A 17,732-nucleotide genomic window follows, 5' to 3' on the forward strand; every position below is an offset into this window, starting at 1 on the left:
ATCAAGGAATCCAAGCCCTTTACCATCACGGGAATCGAGCAAGGACGCTTAGCCTTCATGGATACCGACTCTTCAACGAGCTTCCTATGAAAAAACTCCTCTTGATCCTCATCTTGATCTGGGGCGGCGGCGCGGCCGGCCTCTGGTACTGGACCGAGCTGAACGCGCAGCACGTCACGTTCCGAACCATCCCGGTGCGCCGCGGCGACCTGCTCGCCACGATCAACGCGACCGGAACGCTGGAACCTCAAGAAGTGGTGGACGTCGGCGCCCAGATCGCTGGCGAAATCCAGAGCTTCGGCCCGGACCCGCGTGATTCCGCGAAGTCGATCAGCTATGGAACACCGGTCGAGCAAGGGACGGTCCTCGCCCGCCTCAATGACTCGCTGCTCAAGGCCCGGACCAACCAGGCGCGTGCCAGCCTCGATCGCTCGAAGGCCGATCTGGAGCAGGCGGGAGTCAAGCTGAGACAGGCCGAGCGCGACCTCGAACGGGTCAAGAACTTGCACGCCAGGAAGAGCATCTCGAATCAGGAGTTTGACACGGCCCTTACGGAATACGAGGCCGCCAAGGCCAACGTCTCGCTGACCAAAAGCTCGATCGAAATCTCCGAAGCCAACCTCGAAGAAGCCAATGTGAATCTCGGCTACACGACGATCGTCTCGCCGGTCAAAGGGGTGATCCTCGACCGCCGGGTCAACATCGGCCAGACCGTCATCGCCAGCCTGAACGCGCCCAGCCTCTTCCTGATCGCCAAGGACCTGAGCCAGATGGAAATCTGGGCCTCGGTCAACGAGACCGACGTGGGCGCCATCCACGTCGGCCAAGGCGTCCGCTTCACCGTCGGCGCCTTCCCGCGTGATTCGTTCCGGGGCAAGGTCTCGCAGATCAGGCTGAACGCGAGCATGTCGCAAAGCGTGGTGACGTATACCGTGGTGGTCGACGTCGACAACACGAGCGGCAAGCTCCTCCCCTACCTGACGGCCCGCGTCCAGTTCGAGGTCGAGGAGCGGAAGCACGTCATGCTCGTGCCCAACGCCTCGTTGCGCTGGCAGCCCAAGGTGCAGAACGTCGTCCCCGAGTCGCGTGAGCTGTTCGCCACCCTGCTCCGCCAGAGCGCCATCGCCCCGAAGGGGAGCGGGCACGCCCCCAAAGGGGAGTCCGCAACCCCCGAACGCGGCACGCTCTGGGTGAAGCACAACGAGTTCGTCCGCCCGGTCTCGGTCGAGATCGGCCTGACCGACGGCATCCAGACCGAGATCAAGGGCGGCGACCTCGAAGAGGGGGCCGAGATCGTCATCGGCCAGAACCAGCAGAATGACCCGCAAGATGGGGCCACCCCCTTCTTGCCGCAGCTCAAAAACAACAAGGCCAAGAAATAAATTCATAAAAAAAGGGATGATCGGCAGGTCCAAGCCTGCCGTCGTCGACCCTTGAGGTGCCTGACGTGACGTCGCTGAAGCTCGAGAATATCCGCAAGACATACAGCCGTGGCAAGGTCAGCGTCCCGGTCCTCAAAGGACTGTCGCTGACGATCGAACGCGGCGACATGGTCGCCCTGATGGGCTCTTCGGGCTCGGGCAAGACGACCCTCGTCAACCTCCTGGGCTCGCTCGACCAGCCCACCTCGGGCCGGTACTGGCTCGACGGCATCGAAGTCTCGAGTCTCTCGGAAAAAGAGCGGGCCCAGCTCCGGAACGAGAAGATCGGCTTCGTGTTCCAGAACTTCAACCTGCTCCCGCGGCTCACGGCACTCGAGAACGTGATGATGCCGCTGGCCTACTCGGCGAGCGGGCTCTCCGACCGCGAATGCCGCGAGCGGGCCACCGCGCTCTTGAAACGAGTCGGCCTGGAAAACCGACTCGACCACGAGCCGTCGCAGCTCTCAGGCGGCGAGCAACAGCGCGTGGCGATCGCGCGCTCCCTGGTCAACCGCTGCTCGATCCTCATCGCCGACGAGCCGACGGGCAACCTCGACTCCAAGACCGGCCAGGAAATCCTCGACATCTTCCGCGAGCTCAATCAGGAGGACGGACTGACGATCGTCCTGGTCACGCACGACCCCGGAGTCGCCGAACACGCCGACCGAATCATCCACATGCGCGACGGCAACATCGTAGACGACCCCAGGCCGGCATTCGACTCCGGATCGGCCGCGGACTCCGCCCCTTCCCCCCACCCGGGCGGTGCAAGGGCCCCTCGGCAAAAGAAACCAGGGGTCCTGAGTGAAATCCGCTTCTTTCGCCGGACCACCGAGATGGCCTTGCGCTCGCTCCGCCGCAACGTGATGCGGTCGGTGCTGACGACGCTCGGCATCATCATCGGCGTTGGGTCCTTGATCTCGATCGCCGAGATCGGCAAGGGGTCGTCGACGGCGATCAAGCAGGTGCTTGTGACGACGGGCGCCAATAGCCTGCTGGTCCAGGCGGGGGCGGCGTCGAATAACGGAGTCAGCCTGGGAAGCGGCACCATCAAGACGCTCACCCCCGAGGATGCCGAGGCGATCACCAACGAATGCCCGGCCGTCGACAGCCTCGCCCCGATCGTCGTCGCCCGGCGGCAAGTGGTCAACGGCAACCGGAACTGGGTCCCGATCTACATCTATGGAACCACCCCCGGATTTCTCCGGGTCCGCGAGTGGGAGCGACTCGCCGAGGGCGAGACGTTTACCACCGAGGATGTCCGGAACGTCTCAATGGTCTGCGTGCTCGGCCAAACGATCGTCGACGAGCTGTTCGGCAGCGAGACTCCCTTGGGCAAAGAAGTGTTCGTCAACGACGTCCCACTCCGCGTGATCGGCGTATTGAGTCGTAAAGGAACGAACATCATTGGAGTCGATCAGGACGACATTCTGCTCGCCCCCTGGACGACGATTAAATACCGGGTCAGCGCGGCGTCCTCGCCCAACGTCATGCCCCAGGCAAGCGCACCGGGGGGGAGCGATCTCGTCAACCAGTTCAGCCTCCTGACTCGCCGTTATCCCCGTTCCCAGGCCAGTCTCTACCCGGCGCAGTCGGAGAGCCAGAAGGCGGCCACACCCAAGCTCGAACGGTTCGCCAACGTCGACTCGATCCTCGTCCGCGCCCAATCGACCGAGGAGATCCCCGCCGCGATGGCGCAGATCACCGAGTTGATCCGCGAGCGACACCAGATCGGGCCCGGCATGGAGGACGACTTCGACGTCCGCGACTTCACCGAAGTCATCCGCGCCGTGCAGGCGACGGTGAACCTGGTCGCCGGCCTGCTCGTCTGCGCGGCCCTGACCTCGCTAGCCGTCGGCGGGGTGGGCATCATGAACATCATGCTCGTGTCGGTGACCGAGCGGTTCAAGGAGATCGGCCTGCGAATGGCGGTCGGCGCCGCCCCCCGGGACATTCTGCGGCAGTTCCTGGTCGAGGCCGTCGTCCTCTGCGTCCTGGGCGGAACCGTCGGCATCCTGGCCGGCCGCACCGGCTCATTCCTGATCCGGGTCCTGGCCCAGTGGCCCACCGAGCCGTCACTCCTGGCCGTGATCGGCTCCGTCTCCGTCTCGGTCACGGTCGGCATTATCTTCGGCTACTATCCGGCCTGGAAAGCCTCGCGGCTCAACCCGATCGAGGCCCTCCGCTACGAGTAACATCCGTTCGCTCGCCTCGGATCTCCCCGCTCGCCCCAAACGGCGAGCGGGGAGCGGATCGCTCCCTGGCTTTGGGAATGCGACGGGGAATCGCCCCTGGAATCTTTGCGCTCGCCTCAAAAATCCGAACCACGGCTGATGACAAGCGCCGAGTTCTTCGAGCCGAATCCCATGCAGTTGCACAGCGCGTATTCCGCCTGGATTTCGCGGGCTTCGTTGGGGATATAATCCAGGTCGCAGGCCGGGTCGGGCGTCTCGTAATTGATGGTCGGGGGCAAGAACCCCGAGTCGAGCGCCAACAAGGTCGCGACCAGCCCGGCCGCGCCACAGGCCCCTTGCGGATGCCCGATCATGCTCTTGGTGGACGACATCGGGATCGTCAGCGCCGCGGCACCGAGGGCCCGCTTCATCGCGGCCGTCTCGACCCGATCGTTCAACTCGGTCCCGGTGCCGTGCAGGTTGACATAGTCGAGCTGTTCGGGCCGCAACCCCGCATCTTTGAGGGCGAGCTCGATGGCACGCACCGGCTCGTCCAGGTCGACCGAAAGCGCCACGCGATGCCAGGCGTCGCAGGTGCTGGCATAGCCGAGCACCTCGCCATAGATCCGCATGCCCCGGGCCAGCGCGTGTTCCCGCTCTTCCAGAACCAGCATCCAGGCCCCCTCGCCCAGGACGAACCCGTTGCGATCGAGGTTGAACGGCCGGCTCGCCCGATCCGGCTCGTCGTCCCAACCCGAAGCCGTGATCTTCATCAGGTCGAACCCGGTCATGATCCCAGGCGCGATCGGCGCATCGGCCCCGCCGGTCAGCACCAACGGCGACTCCCCATAGCGAATCCGCCGAAACGCATAGCCGAGGGCGTCGGTGCTCGAGGTGCATCCGGTGGAAAAGACGTGCGACGGCCCGCGGAGACCGAGCTGGATCGAGATCTCGGAGGAACTATTGCCGTGCGTGCCCGACGGGAGCGCAAACGCAGTCGCGCGTTCGGCCCGCCCGGAAAAATAGAGGCCGTACATCGCCTCGATGAACTCTGCGCCACCACCGCCGGTTCCCAGTAAGACGCCAATCTGCTGGCGGGTCGCCAGATCGAGCTGTTCGGCGGGCAGACCGGCATCCTCGAGCGCCTCGCGGGCCGCGAGCACCGCGAGGGGGACCATCCGGCTGACGCGACGGAGCTGCCTGGCTTCCATGGCGCGGGTGAGGTCGAGCCCCTGAATCGTGCCGGCCACCCGGCTCCGGAGCCGCGACGTGTCAAACTCGTCAATGAGATGAACCCCGCTCACTCCGTTGCGCAGGGCGCGGCGATAGGCTTCGCGATTGTGGCCATTGGGGCTCACCGCCCCCAGCCCCGTGACGACCACCCGACGAAGTTCCACGTGCGGCAATGACGACTCCCGATCGGACCGAGCGGGGACAACTCCGCGCGAACATCGCCAACTGACCCATCGCGGGAAGGGTCAAGTCGAGGATTCGCCTTCACGTGAAGGGGCGGGCAACCCATAATACTCGACAAGGCGGTCCGGACAATAGCCGGACTCGGAGCTTACGAGCTTTAAATCCTTACTAAAGGATATCAGCACAATGGTCAGTGAAGATCTTCTTGCTTTACTGGTTTGCCCCATGGACCAGAAGTCCGCGCTGCGCCGCGAGGGTGATGCGTTGGTCTGCACCCGGTGCGGCCCGCGGTTCGCCATCAAGGACGACATCCCGAACATGCTGATCGAGGAGGCCGAGCTTCCCCCGGGATGCCCCGCGCTGACCGACCTCGAATGTGTTCGGTCCGGCGATGCCCGGGTGGACGTCCCCTGAATCGTGCCTGAGTCGATCGACTACGGTTCCTCGTGACGCCAGGCCCGGATCAGCCGCCGGAGGAGCCGCTGGTTCAAACGTTCCTTGTCCGCCTCCTGAACCTTGCGCAAGTAGGTTCTCAGGGCCGCAATTCGTTCGTCCGGAGAGTTGGGCGGATTCGGCCCTGGCACCACGGGAACGACCGGAACGACGGCCGGGGGATTCTCCTCGACCGGGAGCCGCTCGACCGCGACGGATTCTTCGAGGTTAGGGAGATCCACCGCTGGGTCCGCACCCACGAGTACGGGCACGTCGGCCGTTCCAAGGTCTTCCACGGCCTGGGGGTCGGAGCGTTGGAGGCATTGGAGCCGTAACTGGAGTTCTTCCAGAGCACGCTGATGCGCCTCGGTCTCCGCGACGAGCGCGCGGCGTGCCTGCTCGAGCTCGTCATCGCGTTGATTGAGTCGATCGGCAAGTTCGCCGCATCGCCTGGATTCGGCATCCTTTTCATCCTGCACCCGCTTGAACTCACCGGCCAGCCGCTCCACCTCGGCCTGGTAGTGGTCCCACTCCTGCCGAGACGGCAGCGCTCCGTCCCGGTCGAGCGATCGAGCCAACGCGTCTCGCGCCGCCTCGATCTCACCACGCATGGTCTCTCTTTCCTCCGCGCCCTGGCGGCGGCTGATTTCCAACTGGGCCAGTGCCTCCTCGAGTTGGGCCAAAAGGTCGCGCAACTGCTCCGAGGAATTGTCCCGCTCGCGAGCGAGCCGCTCCGAAGCCTGGACCAAGCCGCGACGTTCCTCCTCGCGACGGGCACTCAACTCCTCGGCATGCCGGGCTCGGGCTTCTCCAAGCGCCTGCTCCAACTCGCTCACCCGGGCGGCAAGGCGGTCGAACTCGGCGATCGCGGCCAGCCGATCCCCCCGGAGTCCGTCTCGTTCGGCTCCGACTTCCTTGACTCGTTCGGCCAGCTCCGTATGCTCGCGAACCATGCCCTCGGCACGCCGAAACGCAGCGTCACGCTCGCCCTGAACTGCCTCGAGTTGCCGGCCACGATCGGTGGCAACTCGCTCGATCTCCGCACGCTCGGCCTGAACCGCTTCGAGATGCTGGCGGTACTCGGCGGCGAGCCGCTCCATCTCCGCTTCCAGAGCCTGACGCTCTCGCTTCCAGAGCGATTGCGCTTCCTCGAACTGGCACCTGTGGCGTGCCTCGGCATCGGCGAGAGAGCGCTCGAACTCGGCCTCCCGGGATCGATCCAGACCGGGCATTGCTCCCCTCGCTGACAGGTCGAGTTGGGGATCCTCCCCCAACTCGCCGATTTCCGTCAGCGGCGGAGCCGCCGACGTGTCGGCGCGCGGCGAGTCGCCTGTGTTGTACCCCTGGGCCCGATTCGCCGCATCAATGATCGCAACCAATTCGGGAGTCGCCGACGCCGGCACGCGAATCCTCGTCCGGCACAGAAAGGGATGATCGCAGTATTTGCAAATCACCCGGCGATTGACGTATTCGAGACGCAAGCTCAAATGCTGCGAACAGTTCGGACACGGATACCGGATGGACACCGACATAAAAGGAACCGCTCCTCACGCGTGCCAACGCTCGAACATTCCTCCGAAAAAGGCGCTTTCGCGACCACCCAACTGTAGGTCCAAAATCGAGGCCAGGCAGTCCAAAACACGCGAAGCGGCAGGCTTCCAACCGGGCGTTGTCCCCAGGAATCGCACCGCCCCGATTCTTGGGGGCGGAATCGGCCCCGGTCAATCGTAGTTGTCAGGCAACACCCCAACGACATCGCGCCGGCCCTACGTCGCAAATAAGGAACGTTAGATGGCGTACCTCAATTTTTTGGTGTCAATGTTCTACGTACTCCTGATGGGCCTATTCCCAAAAAGTGTTGATTCGCCACCGTCCCCAAACTCTTTGTTTGCAAGGAGATATATTGGCCGTCAGGAGAGTTTTTCGTTGATTTCAGAACTAATCCAATGTTTGTTGGGGCAGGCAGGTCATTGTTTGGCTGATCTGACGAACGGCTTTCTCGGTGTTTTCTCTCAACCTATTCCAGATAAACGATGTTGCATTGACCACTTTTTGGGAATGCACCCCCGGCCGACGAGTACCCCATGATGGGTCGGTCATGCTCACAACCGAATGCTTATCATCCGAAGTTCGATATCGACAGCGAATGCTTGGACTTATTAATGAATCGAAGAAGAGCCGACGCGTTGTCGGCAGAGCGGGTGAGAGAGAAGCCCGGATAGGGTTAGGGCCCGTAAAAAAATAATCGTTACACTATACAGATTTGCGGCAGCATTGATGCAATCCGAGTCGCCAAAAAATAGGCCGCCACTCGCCAATGTTATGCACATTAGCGTACTTGATTTTTAACGATTATTTATTCACGGGCCCTTATCGAAGAAGGTAGTATGGATGGCCAATATCCCTTGCGCCGTCCTCACCCCTGAACGACCGTAACCCGTCGGTCAACGGAGGCGGCCCCTCTCCCGACGACCACGATTCGATTCGATTCCGTGGAGCACTCCCCATGATTCTGAACCACCTCAATCTTGCCGTCTCGGACGTCCAGCAGGCGAAGCAATTTCTCGAGAAGTATTTTGGGCTCGATTCGGAGGGGAAGACGGGGAACGACAAGATTGCCTTCTTGCGGGACGAGAACGGCATCGTGCTGACCCTGACCAACTTCAATCGGGGCGCCGAGGTCAAGTATCCCGACACGTTCCATATCGGCTTCATCCAGGAAAGCCCGGAGCGGGTGGACGAGATCAACCAACGTCTGAAAGCCGATGGATACGAGGTGGATCCTCCTCAAAAACTTCATGGATCCTGGACCTTCTACTTCCTGGCCCCCGGCGGCTTCGTGATCGAGGTCCTCTCCTAAAAATCAAGTGAGGGATCCAGCCTTCTCGACGAAACCAAGAGAGCGGGCGTCCCGCCCGCGGTCCCAGGGGGGGAGGCGGAAACCGCTTTCAAAGCGGTGGCTTCCCACTCCGGGACTTGACCGCGACAAGAAATGTGACGAGGTCGGCATCACTGTCCGCCTGGACACAGGAGTAAGGACACCGGGTTGATGGATCTGGGTGGCCCGGGGCCGGGCGGAAAACCCGGTCGCGTAACGACAGGTGTCCTTTCCGATCTGTCCCCATCAAAGAATCACAAGGATCCTCCACGCAGGACACCCCCTTGGCTCGCACCGAGGCGTTGTCACGCCGGGCTAACCCGATCAGCCCGTGACCGTCTGGAGTGAAATCCAGTCCCTTTGTACCCTGGTCCGACTGTTTCCAATATTTTCTTGTTTTGTTCACATGGCGAACACGCTGAAATTTCGCCCTGGAAAGTTGTGCTTGACGGTGGGGGCCGAATTTTCTACAAGGTGCGCGATCAGTTCCAATCTCGGGTGGTGAACGCCCGAGTCGCCGTGATTTCCCCCCTTTTTGATCTTCATCCCGCCCGGCGATCGGATCGTGGGGAGCGTCGACAGCTCCACGGGGCATGGGCTCATCGACTCTTATCGAGCGATGGGAATGAGGTCAACGGGCATGCGACGGTCGATCCGACTCACGATGGCTCTGATTGGCTTGCTCGGCCTGGCGCCCGGCTGCATGATGCAGCCCGACGCCCGCTACGTCTATCAGGACGGCCAGTTCGGTGTGATCGGCATTCCCCAGAACACGAAGTTCGGGCGCAAGAACTTCCAGGCGCAGGCTCAAGAGCTGATGAGCCAGCACTTCCCCGACGGCTACGAGATCGTTCGCTCCGAAGAGGTGGTCGAGGGACAGCGGTCGCTCGACTCGGGCCGGAAGACCGAGATCGCCACCGAGCCGAGCTTCAAGGCGCTTGATCAGATGATCAAGCTCGGGAGGTTGGCCGAGACCCGGTCGGTCGAGCAGAAAGACTCAATCCCGATCCTCGAGAGCCGGATCATCTACAAGCGAAAGACGGCCGAGGGGCCGCAGGGAGCCAACGGATTCGCCGCCCTGGCGTCGGCCACGCCGCAGTTCTACATCGACCCCAACGACATGACCCGGTGCAAAGCCCTCAAGCTCCTCGCCGAGGCGAAGCAACTTCCCGCCGGCGAGAAGGGCGTCGAGACGAACGTCGTCAAGGCCTCGACCGAGGCGGTGGTCACCAAGGCCGCCGCCGCCGGCAGCGAGCCGGCGAAGGACAACGAGTGTCCCTACTGCAAAACCAAGCACCCCTGAGCGAGCCGGTCCCTCGGGATGACGGCTCGGTCACGGGCCGGGGGTGGGATGGGTTGGGGTTGCCACGAAAGGCGGCCGGGCTACAATTCCGCCGTCCTCGTTGACGGCGCCTTTCTGAAACAGGATTCCGCCGTTCGCGCCCGGGAAGGAGCCTTTGCGAGTGAAGCGCCGACGCGCGATTGTCCTGACGCTCCTCGGCTTGCCCACCGCGCTCGGGCTCGGCTCGGCGCTCTTCCGCGACGACTTGCTGGAGAAGCGGGTTGCGGTGCTCGAACCGGGGCGATTGGTCCGTGGCGCCTGGCAGCGTCCGGGTCCGCTCCGGCGGATCATCGAGCGGGAACGGATCCGGACCATCGTCAGCCTGACCGCCATCAATCGCGACGACCCGAAATACGTCGCCCAGGCGAAGGTCGTGCGCGAGACCGGGGTCGAATGGATCATCGTGCCGATGCGCGGGTCGCGGGCCACGCTCGACCAGATGGCCGAGGCGGCCGACTTGCTGGCCGACACCAAGCGCCAGCCGGCCTTCTTCCACTGCGTGGCCGGCCACCACCGCACCAGCCTCGTGCATGCCGCCTACCGGATCCGCCACGAAGGCTGGTCGGCCTCCCGTGCCTGGGACGAGGTGGCGAGTTTACCCTGGGCCCGGCCCAGCCGCGACCGCGAAGACCGCCAGTTAATCGAGGCGTTTGCCGCGGCCCAAAGCGCGGGGACTCTATCACGGAGAGACGTCGATCATGCGAACGCGCCAAGCTTTGAAGTGGGTCATCCGGCCAATCCTGGCGGTGGCCCTGCTCGCGTCGACGTTCGTGGGGGTCCGCATCTGGACGAACAACCTCGCCGTGGTCCAGAGCGATCGGGTCTACCGCTCGGGTCAAATGCCGGCGGCCAACCTCGCCCGGGCCGTGCGTGACCATCGGATCAAAACCGTCTTGAACCTGCGCGGGGCGAATCCCGACCAGTCCTGGTATCCCGCCGAACGCGCGACGACGCTCGCCGCGGGGGCGACTCAAATCGACCTTTCCATGGCCTCGGACATGTGGCTGTCGCGGAACCAGGCGCGGACGGTCCTCAAAGTTCTCGACACGTGCACTTATCCCATCCTGATTCACTGTCAGTGGGGATCGGAACGAACCGGCCTGGTCTCGGCGATCACCGAACTGCTCCGCCCGGGCGGGTCGCTGGCCGACGCGAGACGCCAGTTTTCGCTCGTTTACCTCTACGTCAAGGCAGGGGACGGAGCCGTGATGGAGCGGCACCTCGACCGCTACGAGCACTGGCTCAAGGCCGGCACGCTCGCCCACTCGCCCAAACAATTCCGGCACTGGATCACTCAGGAGTTCCGCCCGGAAAGCCCCAGCCGCGAAGAATGGCCCTACGATCCCTATCCCCCGGTCATCATTACCCGGCCCAGCCCCGCGGCGTCCCCCACCGCTCAGCTCGCCGCCGAGGACTCCGTAAGTCGCCAATGACGATCCCTCCGGCGCCAAAAAAGCTCAGAGCCGGCGGGGTGCCCTCGGAGGACTCGTCCTCCCCGCAAACGCACCAAAGAAAAGGTTGTCAAAGCATGTCGGAGAGTCAGAGCCAAAGCCACGAGACCCAGGTCCGAGTCCGCTACGCCGAGACCGACCGGATGGGGCTGTTGCACCACGCCAATTACATCGTCTACTTCGAGATGGGCCGGACCGAGCTGCTTCGCGAACGAGGCGTTGCGTACCGCGACCTCGAAGACTCAGGGCACTTGCTTGTCGTCGTCGAGGTCGGCTGCAAATTCAAGAAGCCCGCCTATTACGATGACCTGTTAACGATCCGGACGACCGTGTCGCGCGTCACTCACGTCAAGGTCGTTCACCAGTACCAGGTTTTCCGCGACGGCATGCTCCTGGCCGAGGGGCATTCGACCCTGGCGTGTGTCGACCGGGACGGCAAGCCGCAGGCCCTGCCCGACGTGATCCGAGCCGACGCGAACGATTCAAGCGTCGCGAACCGGCTTGCCAAAGAATGACTCCGCCTCGGCCACGATCGCGTGGAGCGTGGCTTCCGCCTCGGCCTCGGGCACCCCGAGCAGCTCACGAGCGAGGTCGAGCTTGCGGTGCTCCGACTCGGTGACGACCCGATCCGCCACGATCCGGCGGACCAAAAGCAAGAACTCCTCGCGCTGCGCCTGAGCCACCCACTCGGGGTCAAGCTCAAGGGCCCGGGCCTCGTAGATCAAGGCATCCCACTCAAGCCTCGAGCCGGGCAGCTCGTCGAGGATCCGCTTGAGCTTCTTGTGCCACTGGGCACGGTCGTATTGACCCGCCGGAACCGTCGGCCCCGCGTCCTCGGTCAGCCCTTCCGGCGCAACCACCGCGAGGGGGACCGCAGCCCCACTCGTTGTGGAGGAATCGGCGCCCAGAGTGCGTCGTAGCGTGTCGAGAAATCCCATCGATCCTCCCTTTGGGAAGCTCACGCAATCGGCAAGTGGAACCTGGGAGCGAACAGATCGGCTGGTGTGCCATGGGTTCCGGGCCCGAAACCCATGGCACCTCCCCGATCATTTTGGCGCGGGGGCATCGGCCTTGTCATTCTTGAAATGCTCGAAGACGACTCGGGCCACCTCCGCGCAGAGCCGGTTCCCCGCATTGTCGGTCACCCAACGCTTGTCTTCGTTTTCATCCGTCATGACGCAGACCGCGACCGGCCCCTGGCCGCATTCGATGAGACCTGCCGCGGTCTTCGAGGCGTCGACACTTCCCGTCTTGAAGGCGACCTTCGTGCCTGGGGGCAAGAATCGGGGAAACTTGTCTTTATCATCGCAGGCCCGCAAGTGTTTGAGCATCGCCTCGCTCGCTTCCTTGCTGATCAGCTCCCCTTTCTGAAGCGACTCGCAGAGGCGGATCATCTCGGAAGCGGTCGTGCTTCCCAGGCCGAACTGCTTGCTGCGTTCGGGGAAGACCGAGGTGTCGCGGCGGAAGACCTTGGAGTGGGCCTTGGTGTGCGGGTAACCCAGCTTCTCCATCGTTTCGGCCGTCGAGCCGATCCCGATCTTGTCGAGCACCAGGTTCGTGGCCGTGTTGTCGGAATAGACGATCATCAGGTGAATGGCGTCGAGCAGCGGGAATTTCGCCCCGGCCGAGAAGTGGTCGGTCAAGATCCCCGACCCCGGAACTTTGTCCGACTGCTTGAGCGTGATCATCTCCCCCAGGTCGACCTTCTTCTCCTCCGCCTGGCGGTAGGTCTCCACCATAATCGGCAGCTTGATCAGGCTGGCGGTCGGCATCGGAACATCCTCATGATAGAGGAAGGTTTCCCCCGTTTTGAGGTTCTTGATCGCGACGCTGACCTTCCCCTTGTGGGCCTGGATCAAAGGCATCAGCCGGGACTCAAGCGTCGGTTCGTCCGCCGCCGCAAACGAAGCAAGGAACGCCAGGAAAGCGATCGCGCCAAGGGATCCGGGCAAGTCAATGCGTGCAAAGGCCATGATGGTCGGTCTCGCGGGTGAAGGCTTCACGAAAGAAAAAAAAGCAAGCTGGCTGGCGTCGGTCGTTCTCCCACCTTCTTTCGGAGAATTGTCTCAGGTCGGCGGGCTCAATCCAAGGGGTTGGACCATCCAACCGTCGCCGGCCAAGGCCCCTTGTGCGTGGGACGTTACAAAAGATAGAGACATTAGGCATATCACCGCGACGACTCCGAGAAACGTCTCTTTCCGGCTTGGGGAGGGTCGGCTACGATACGGTCGGACCGATGGAGATCGGTCCCTACACATGGAGCCGACGACCTAGGAGGTCAGGGATGACGATCTACGACGTGGCGATGATTGGCGCGGTGATCGCGGGGGTAGTCTGGGGGTTCTGGAGAGGAATCACCTGGCAAGTGGCGAGCATTGCCTCGCTGGTGCTCGGCTATTCGGCTTCGCGGACCCTCTCAGCGCAACTGGCCCCGCACTTCCCGGGCGAGCCGGTGGTCGCGCGGGCATTGTCCATGATTGTCATCTACGCCGCCGTGTCGGGGGGGGTATTCCTGGTGGCCTGGGTGGTGCGGACGACCTTGAGGAAGATGCAGTTCGAGGCCTACGACCGCCACCTCGGTATGATGCTGGGCGCGGTCGAAGGGGCATTGCTCGGGCTGATCGTGACTCTGTTCGTCGTCAGCCTTGCTCCGCAGACGCGAGGCCCGATCTTCGCGAGCCCGACCGGCAAGCTGGTGGGGAATGTCATGGAGACGCTCGGCCCGGTTTTGCCTGGGGAGGCGCGCAGAGTGCTCGCCCCGTTCTGGCATGACGTCGCTCCCGACGCCGAGAAGCTGGCTGATGAGACCGAGAGCGCTCCCCTGCCGGAACCGACCCCGGAACCGAAGTCGGTCGGCCGAGGGTTGTTGAGAGGTCGTGACTCCGCCCGGTCCGCCCAGTCGGAGACCGTCGATCGCTCGACGCCGCCGATCGGCGACTTGATCGCGGGGGAGAAAGCGAAGCTCACCAGCGCGATCTCCGATGAGGTCGAAGGGGTGCGCGGTCAGGCGCGAGAAGCGGCCCGCTCCCAGTTGAACGAGGTCGATCGCTCGAAGTCGGTGATCGGCGATCTGATCGAGAAGAAAAAGGCCAAGTACACCCGCGCGATCGTCGACGAGGTCAAGGGAGTGCGCGACACGGCCCGCTCCCAGTTGAAGACGGCCGATGATGCGACGCCGTCGCTCGGCGAGCTCTTCGACAAGGGCGAAGAGAAAATCGGCCGTGCGATCGCCGACAAGATTGAAAAAGAGCTCCAGCAAGTGGGAACGAGTAACGCTAATGGTCGACCCGCTCAACGTCGGTGATCGCGCGATCAACCTGACGCAAGTCCTCAAGCTCGCCAACTGGGTCATGCACGGTGGCGAGGCCAAAGCCTTGATCTCCGAAGGCATGGTCCGCGTCAACGGCGAGGTTGAGCTCCGCAAACGTAGGAAGATGGCCCTGGGTGACCGGGTCGAGATGGAAGATGGCCGATCGCTGATCCTTGTGAACAACGCGAGCCCTCCCACCTCTCCTTGAGTCCTCTTCTTTTTTTTGGCGGTCGCGGGGGCATGCCAGCTCCGGCGACCGCGACCTCCTCCGCGAAGCGGATGGAGTGGTTCCGTTCCGAGCCCTCCACGCTCGCGCCTCCGATTAAGTCATGCTTAGCGAAGGCGTGAGCGCGTTCGGCTCCGAGCAACCGGGAAGCGAGACCGGGGCCGCCCCCAAGTCCCCACGGCTCGCCCCACTGCCCAAGGCCGATTTTTTTCGCTACGATAGATTTGCTTGTGACGCAACGGGGTCCAACCAGGGCTCGTTGTGGTGGCGATCGGACGGCGATTCCTCTCCCCTCCGCGCCGCGGATCCCGACGTGCAAGTCTTTCGTGATCGGCGTCTCGATGAGAGGAAAATCATGAAGCGAATCGGTATCCTCACGGCGGGGGGTGATACCCCTGCGCTTAACGCGACCATTGCCGGTGCGGTCCAACGGGCGAACCAGGCACGCGTGGAAGTGTTCGGGATCATCAAAGGGTTCAGCGGCCTGCTCAATCCGCAAGTTCCCCACGTCCACCTCAACCCCCTCTTCCAGTCGATCCCCGAGCTCGACCCGACCCGGGGGGGGACGATCCTGGGGGCGTCACGCGACTACGTGGACTCCGCCGACACCGAGACGATCGGCCGGGTGGCCGAGCGGCTCAAGCGGCTCAAGGTGGATGGCTTGATTTGCGTCGGCGGTGACGGCACGCTCAACGGCATGCAGCCGCTCAGCAATCACCTGCCGGTCGTCCTCGCCCCCAAGACGATCGACAACGACCTCGGGCTCAACTACTCCGACGAAGCGAGCGATTGGTATCGCGAGCCGAACGAGAGCCACCCCAAGGGCTACGACACCAAGAAACGCCCCGAACGCGCGTTCGGGCTCGACGACATGATCAACTACGTCACGCCGGGGTTCGCCACCGCCGTGTTCGTCTCGTCGCTCAGCGTCCAGCGGATCCGGACCACGGCCGAAAGCCACCGGCGGATCGCCATCATCGAGGTGATGGGCCGCGACTGCGGCATGATCTCGCTGGCCACCGCTTACGGGCAGCCCGATATCATCCTGATCCCCGAGTCCCCCGTCGAGCCTGGCCCGCTGGTCGATCGCGTCCACGCCGTCCTCGACGTCCAGAAACACGCCGTCATCTGCGTCTCCGAGGGAATCGTCGACACCCAGGGGCAAATCCTCGGCGCCATGAGCGCCAGCCAGGACCCGGCCGGCAACATCCAGTACACCGGAGCCGCCCAGGCGGTCAAACGCCTCCTCGTCGACCAGATCGGCGACGCCTTCTTCACCCGCCAGCGCCGGAATGAAAGCGCCAACGCCGCAATCTTCGTCCGCAAGATCGGCCACACCCAACGCGGCGGCCGCCCGATCCTGTTCGACCGGTTCTACGCGTCGCAACTCGGCGGCAAGGCCGTCGAACTCCTCCTCGACGGCCTTCACAACTGCGTGGCCACCCTGCAATACCGCAACGGCGGGTTCGTGCTCGACAGCATCGACGCCAACAAGCTGCGGGACCGCTGGGGCAACATCCACGCCCGTCCTCTCTCTCCAAGCTTCTACGACCCCACGCGATTCCAACCCTCCGCCAAGGGCATCGAGTACCTCCGCGCCATCTTCAACCACGCCCTCGGCGTCGACGACATCGAGTCCATGCGGACGATCTTCGACACCGGCAACCTGATCCACCCCTACGACTCGGTCAACATCGATATCACCAAGCGAATTCTCCGCGTCGAACCCACCTGAACTGAAAATTTGACAAGAACTTCTCGCTCGCCTGCAAAGGCGAGCGGGAACCAGGTCCCTTGGTAGAAGCGCAATCTCCTGCCAGAATCCTACCATCTTGCCAGTTCGTGGTTCTTTTGCCAGAGTTGGCGCGACTCTTGCGTTCTCGGAGGGCGACGTTCGTTTTCCTGAACGGGACCGGGTCACATTGCGCTTTGAGGTGTCTCTTGTCATTTGAAATCGCACCGGGGGTCAGACCGAAACGGCTGACGATCGAGACGGCCTCAGCACCGCGGGAAACCGAGACCGAAACGCTGGCCGAAGCGGTTCGCCTGGGACTCGAGGCTCGACCAAGGACGCTCCCCTGGACCTACTTCTACGACGAGGTCGGCTCGCAGCTTTTCGAAGCGATCTGCGCCTTGCCGGAGTATTACCTGACGCGAACGGAAGACGCGATCCTCCGCGAGCACGCCCACGCGATGGTGGCCGGCTGGTCGCGGGAACCCGCGATGATCGAGCTCGGCAGCGGCAGCTCCTCGAAAACGAAGTGGTTGATCGCGGCAGCCATAAGTCAATACGGCAACCTGCATTACGTCCCCATCGACGTCTCGCCGGCCCCCCTGATCGAGTCGGCCCAGGCGCTGGTCCGCCACTTCTCCGCGGTCCGCGTGACCGGCTACGTGGCCAACTACCGCGATGCGCTGGCGACCCTTCCCGAGCGGATTCCCGGGCCCAGGCTCTGGGTCTTCCTGGGCTCGAGCCTGGGCAACTACGCGGCCGACGAAGCCTGTGAGCTGCTCACCCAGGTGGCCGCCGCGATGGGGGAGGACGACCGCCTGCTGCTCGGCACCGACCTGGCCAAGGACGCGGCGACCCTCGAAGCGGCCTACGACGACGCCGCGGGCGTCACCGCGCGGTTCAACCTGAACCTCTTAACGCGGATCAACCGCGAGCTCGGGGCCGACTTTGACCTCGACCGCTTCACCCACCGCGCAGTCTATCGGCCCGAACTCGGCCGGGTCGAGATGCATCTCGTCAGCCGAGTCGATCAAATTGTCCGAATCCCGGGGGCCTCGCTCACGGTCGAGCTCGCGGCAGGGGAACTGATCCACACCGAGAATTCCCACAAGTATTCGCTCGACGGCCTCGCCGAGCTGGCTCATGGCGCGGGGTTCGCCGAAGAAGCGACCTGGACCGACCGCCAGGGGCTCTTCCGGGTTCAACGCTGGCGGCTCCGCGACTGATCCGACCGATCCCCCCCGCTTCAGCCACGAGAATCGTCGCGATTCAAGAGCGATTGAGGTCGATTCCCGACCGGCGGTCGAGCTATACTGAGAAACTCTTTCTCGCACCACCAAGAGCCTTGCG

General features: G+C 63.4%; 16 protein-coding genes. 12 read left to right on the top strand and 4 right to left on the bottom strand.

Annotated features, from left to right (window positions below; all coding sequences use genetic code 11):
* The first annotated feature begins 86 nt into the window (after positions 1–86).
* The gene (locus BUS42_RS15830; protein ID WP_074307800.1) at positions 87–1,382 is read left to right on the top strand and encodes an efflux RND transporter periplasmic adaptor subunit; all 1,296 of its coding nucleotides are present in this window, start codon (positions 87–89) and stop codon (positions 1,380–1,382) included.
* Between the two features lie 65 nt (positions 1,383–1,447).
* Positions 1,448–3,616, top strand: a complete 2,169-nt coding sequence (locus BUS42_RS15835; protein ID WP_074307802.1) for an ABC transporter permease — start codon at positions 1,448–1,450, stop codon at positions 3,614–3,616.
* A 116-nt stretch (positions 3,617–3,732) separates the two neighbouring features.
* Here the strand turns inward: BUS42_RS15835 and BUS42_RS15840 are convergent, their stop codons facing one another.
* Positions 3,733–4,992, bottom strand: a complete 1,260-nt coding sequence (locus BUS42_RS15840; protein ID WP_254053755.1) for a beta-ketoacyl-[acyl-carrier-protein] synthase family protein — start codon at positions 4,990–4,992, stop codon at positions 3,733–3,735.
* A gap of 205 nt (positions 4,993–5,197) precedes the next feature.
* Here BUS42_RS15840 and BUS42_RS15845 point away from each other — a divergent pair, with 205 nt between their 5' ends.
* Positions 5,198–5,425 (top strand): Trm112 family protein, encoded by a 228-nt coding sequence (locus BUS42_RS15845; RefSeq protein WP_074307806.1) that lies wholly within the window; start codon positions 5,198–5,200, stop codon positions 5,423–5,425.
* A 20-nt stretch (positions 5,426–5,445) separates the two neighbouring features.
* On the opposite strand, the gene BUS42_RS15850 is transcribed toward BUS42_RS15845, so the two are convergent.
* A complete protein-coding gene (locus BUS42_RS15850; RefSeq protein ID WP_254053546.1) occupies positions 5,446–6,846 on the bottom strand; it encodes a coiled-coil domain-containing protein in 1,401 nt (466 codons plus the stop codon).
* A gap of 1,103 nt (positions 6,847–7,949) precedes the next feature.
* Between BUS42_RS15850 and BUS42_RS15855 the strand changes: the two genes are divergently transcribed.
* The 5 genes from BUS42_RS15855 to BUS42_RS15880 all read left to right on the top strand — a co-directional run bounded on the left by BUS42_RS15855 (position 7,950) and on the right by BUS42_RS15880 (position 11,629).
* Positions 7,950–8,303, top strand: a complete 354-nt coding sequence (locus BUS42_RS15855) for a VOC family protein (protein ID WP_074307811.1) — start codon at positions 7,950–7,952, stop codon at positions 8,301–8,303.
* 658 nt (positions 8,304–8,961) lie between these two features.
* Positions 8,962–9,624, top strand: a complete 663-nt coding sequence (locus BUS42_RS15865) for a hypothetical protein (protein ID WP_254053547.1) — start codon at positions 8,962–8,964, stop codon at positions 9,622–9,624.
* A 160-nt stretch (positions 9,625–9,784) separates the two neighbouring features.
* Complete coding sequence (locus BUS42_RS45145; RefSeq protein WP_143206341.1) at positions 9,785–10,537, top strand: fused DSP-PTPase phosphatase/NAD kinase-like protein; 753 nt, start codon at positions 9,785–9,787, stop codon at positions 10,535–10,537.
* Positions 10,467–11,096 carry a tyrosine-protein phosphatase gene (locus BUS42_RS15875; RefSeq protein WP_254053548.1) on the top strand — a complete coding sequence of 210 codons (630 nt, stop codon included), beginning with the start codon at positions 10,467–10,469 and terminating at the stop codon, positions 11,094–11,096. Before BUS42_RS45145 ends, BUS42_RS15875 begins: the two co-directional genes overlap by 71 nt.
* A 95-nt stretch (positions 11,097–11,191) precedes the next feature.
* A complete protein-coding gene (locus BUS42_RS15880) occupies positions 11,192–11,629 on the top strand; it encodes an acyl-CoA thioesterase (RefSeq protein ID WP_074307816.1) in 438 nt (145 codons plus the stop codon).
* Here BUS42_RS15880 and BUS42_RS15885 read toward each other — a convergent pair.
* Both BUS42_RS15885 and BUS42_RS15890 read right to left on the bottom strand, forming a co-directional pair.
* The gene (locus tag BUS42_RS15885) at positions 11,597–12,052 is read right to left on the bottom strand and encodes a hypothetical protein (protein WP_074307818.1); all 456 of its coding nucleotides are present in this window, start codon (positions 12,050–12,052) and stop codon (positions 11,597–11,599) included. The genes BUS42_RS15880 and BUS42_RS15885 overlap by 33 nt on opposite strands.
* Positions 12,053–12,160: 108 nt before the next feature.
* Positions 12,161–13,087, bottom strand: coding sequence for a serine hydrolase (locus BUS42_RS15890; RefSeq protein WP_074307820.1), 927 nt, complete (start codon positions 13,085–13,087; stop codon positions 12,161–12,163).
* Between the two features lie 311 nt (positions 13,088–13,398).
* On the opposite strand from BUS42_RS15890, the gene BUS42_RS15895 reads away from it, so the two are divergent.
* From BUS42_RS15895 to egtD, 4 genes are all read left to right on the top strand, one after another.
* On the top strand, positions 13,399–14,418 hold the full coding sequence (locus tag BUS42_RS15895) for a CvpA family protein (RefSeq protein ID WP_074307822.1): 1,020 nt from the start codon (positions 13,399–13,401) through the stop codon (positions 14,416–14,418).
* A complete protein-coding gene (locus BUS42_RS15900; RefSeq protein ID WP_074307824.1) occupies positions 14,393–14,632 on the top strand; it encodes an RNA-binding S4 domain-containing protein in 240 nt (79 codons plus the stop codon). The genes BUS42_RS15895 and BUS42_RS15900 overlap by 26 nt, the downstream gene beginning before the upstream one ends.
* Positions 14,633–15,005: 373 nt before the next feature.
* Positions 15,006–16,385 (top strand): 6-phosphofructokinase, encoded by a 1,380-nt coding sequence (locus BUS42_RS15905; RefSeq protein ID WP_074311116.1) that lies wholly within the window; start codon positions 15,006–15,008, stop codon positions 16,383–16,385.
* A 206-nt stretch (positions 16,386–16,591) separates the two neighbouring features.
* The gene (egtD, locus tag BUS42_RS15910; RefSeq protein WP_074307826.1) at positions 16,592–17,608 is read left to right on the top strand and encodes an L-histidine N(alpha)-methyltransferase; all 1,017 of its coding nucleotides are present in this window, start codon (positions 16,592–16,594) and stop codon (positions 17,606–17,608) included.
* Positions 17,609–17,732: the final 124 nt, after the last annotated feature.

It is taken from the genome of Singulisphaera sp. GP187 (assembly GCF_900129635.1).
Classification (GTDB): domain Bacteria; phylum Planctomycetota; class Planctomycetia; order Isosphaerales; family Isosphaeraceae; genus Singulisphaera.

Excerpts from the sequence above, each read along its gene's own strand:
- BUS42_RS15830 (WP_074307800.1), top strand. The coding sequence starts at position 87 with ATGAAAAAACTCCTCTTGATCCTCATCTTGATCTGGGGCGGCGGCGCG.
- BUS42_RS15845 (WP_074307806.1), top strand. The coding sequence starts at position 5,198 with ATGGTCAGTGAAGATCTTCTTGCTTTACTGGTTTGCCCCATGGACCAG.
- BUS42_RS15855 (WP_074307811.1), top strand. The coding sequence starts at position 7,950 with ATGATTCTGAACCACCTCAATCTTGCCGTCTCGGACGTCCAGCAGGCG.
- BUS42_RS15865 (WP_254053547.1), top strand. The coding sequence starts at position 8,962 with ATGCGACGGTCGATCCGACTCACGATGGCTCTGATTGGCTTGCTCGGC.
- BUS42_RS15880 (WP_074307816.1), top strand. The coding sequence starts at position 11,192 with ATGTCGGAGAGTCAGAGCCAAAGCCACGAGACCCAGGTCCGAGTCCGC.
- BUS42_RS15885 (WP_074307818.1), bottom strand. The coding sequence starts at position 12,052 with ATGGGATTTCTCGACACGCTACGACGCACTCTGGGCGCCGATTCCTCC.
- BUS42_RS15890 (WP_074307820.1), bottom strand. The coding sequence starts at position 13,087 with ATGGCCTTTGCACGCATTGACTTGCCCGGATCCCTTGGCGCGATCGCT.
- BUS42_RS15895 (WP_074307822.1), top strand. The coding sequence starts at position 13,399 with ATGACGATCTACGACGTGGCGATGATTGGCGCGGTGATCGCGGGGGTA.
- BUS42_RS15900 (WP_074307824.1), top strand. The coding sequence starts at position 14,393 with ATGGTCGACCCGCTCAACGTCGGTGATCGCGCGATCAACCTGACGCAA.
- BUS42_RS15905 (WP_074311116.1), top strand. The coding sequence starts at position 15,006 with ATGAAGCGAATCGGTATCCTCACGGCGGGGGGTGATACCCCTGCGCTT.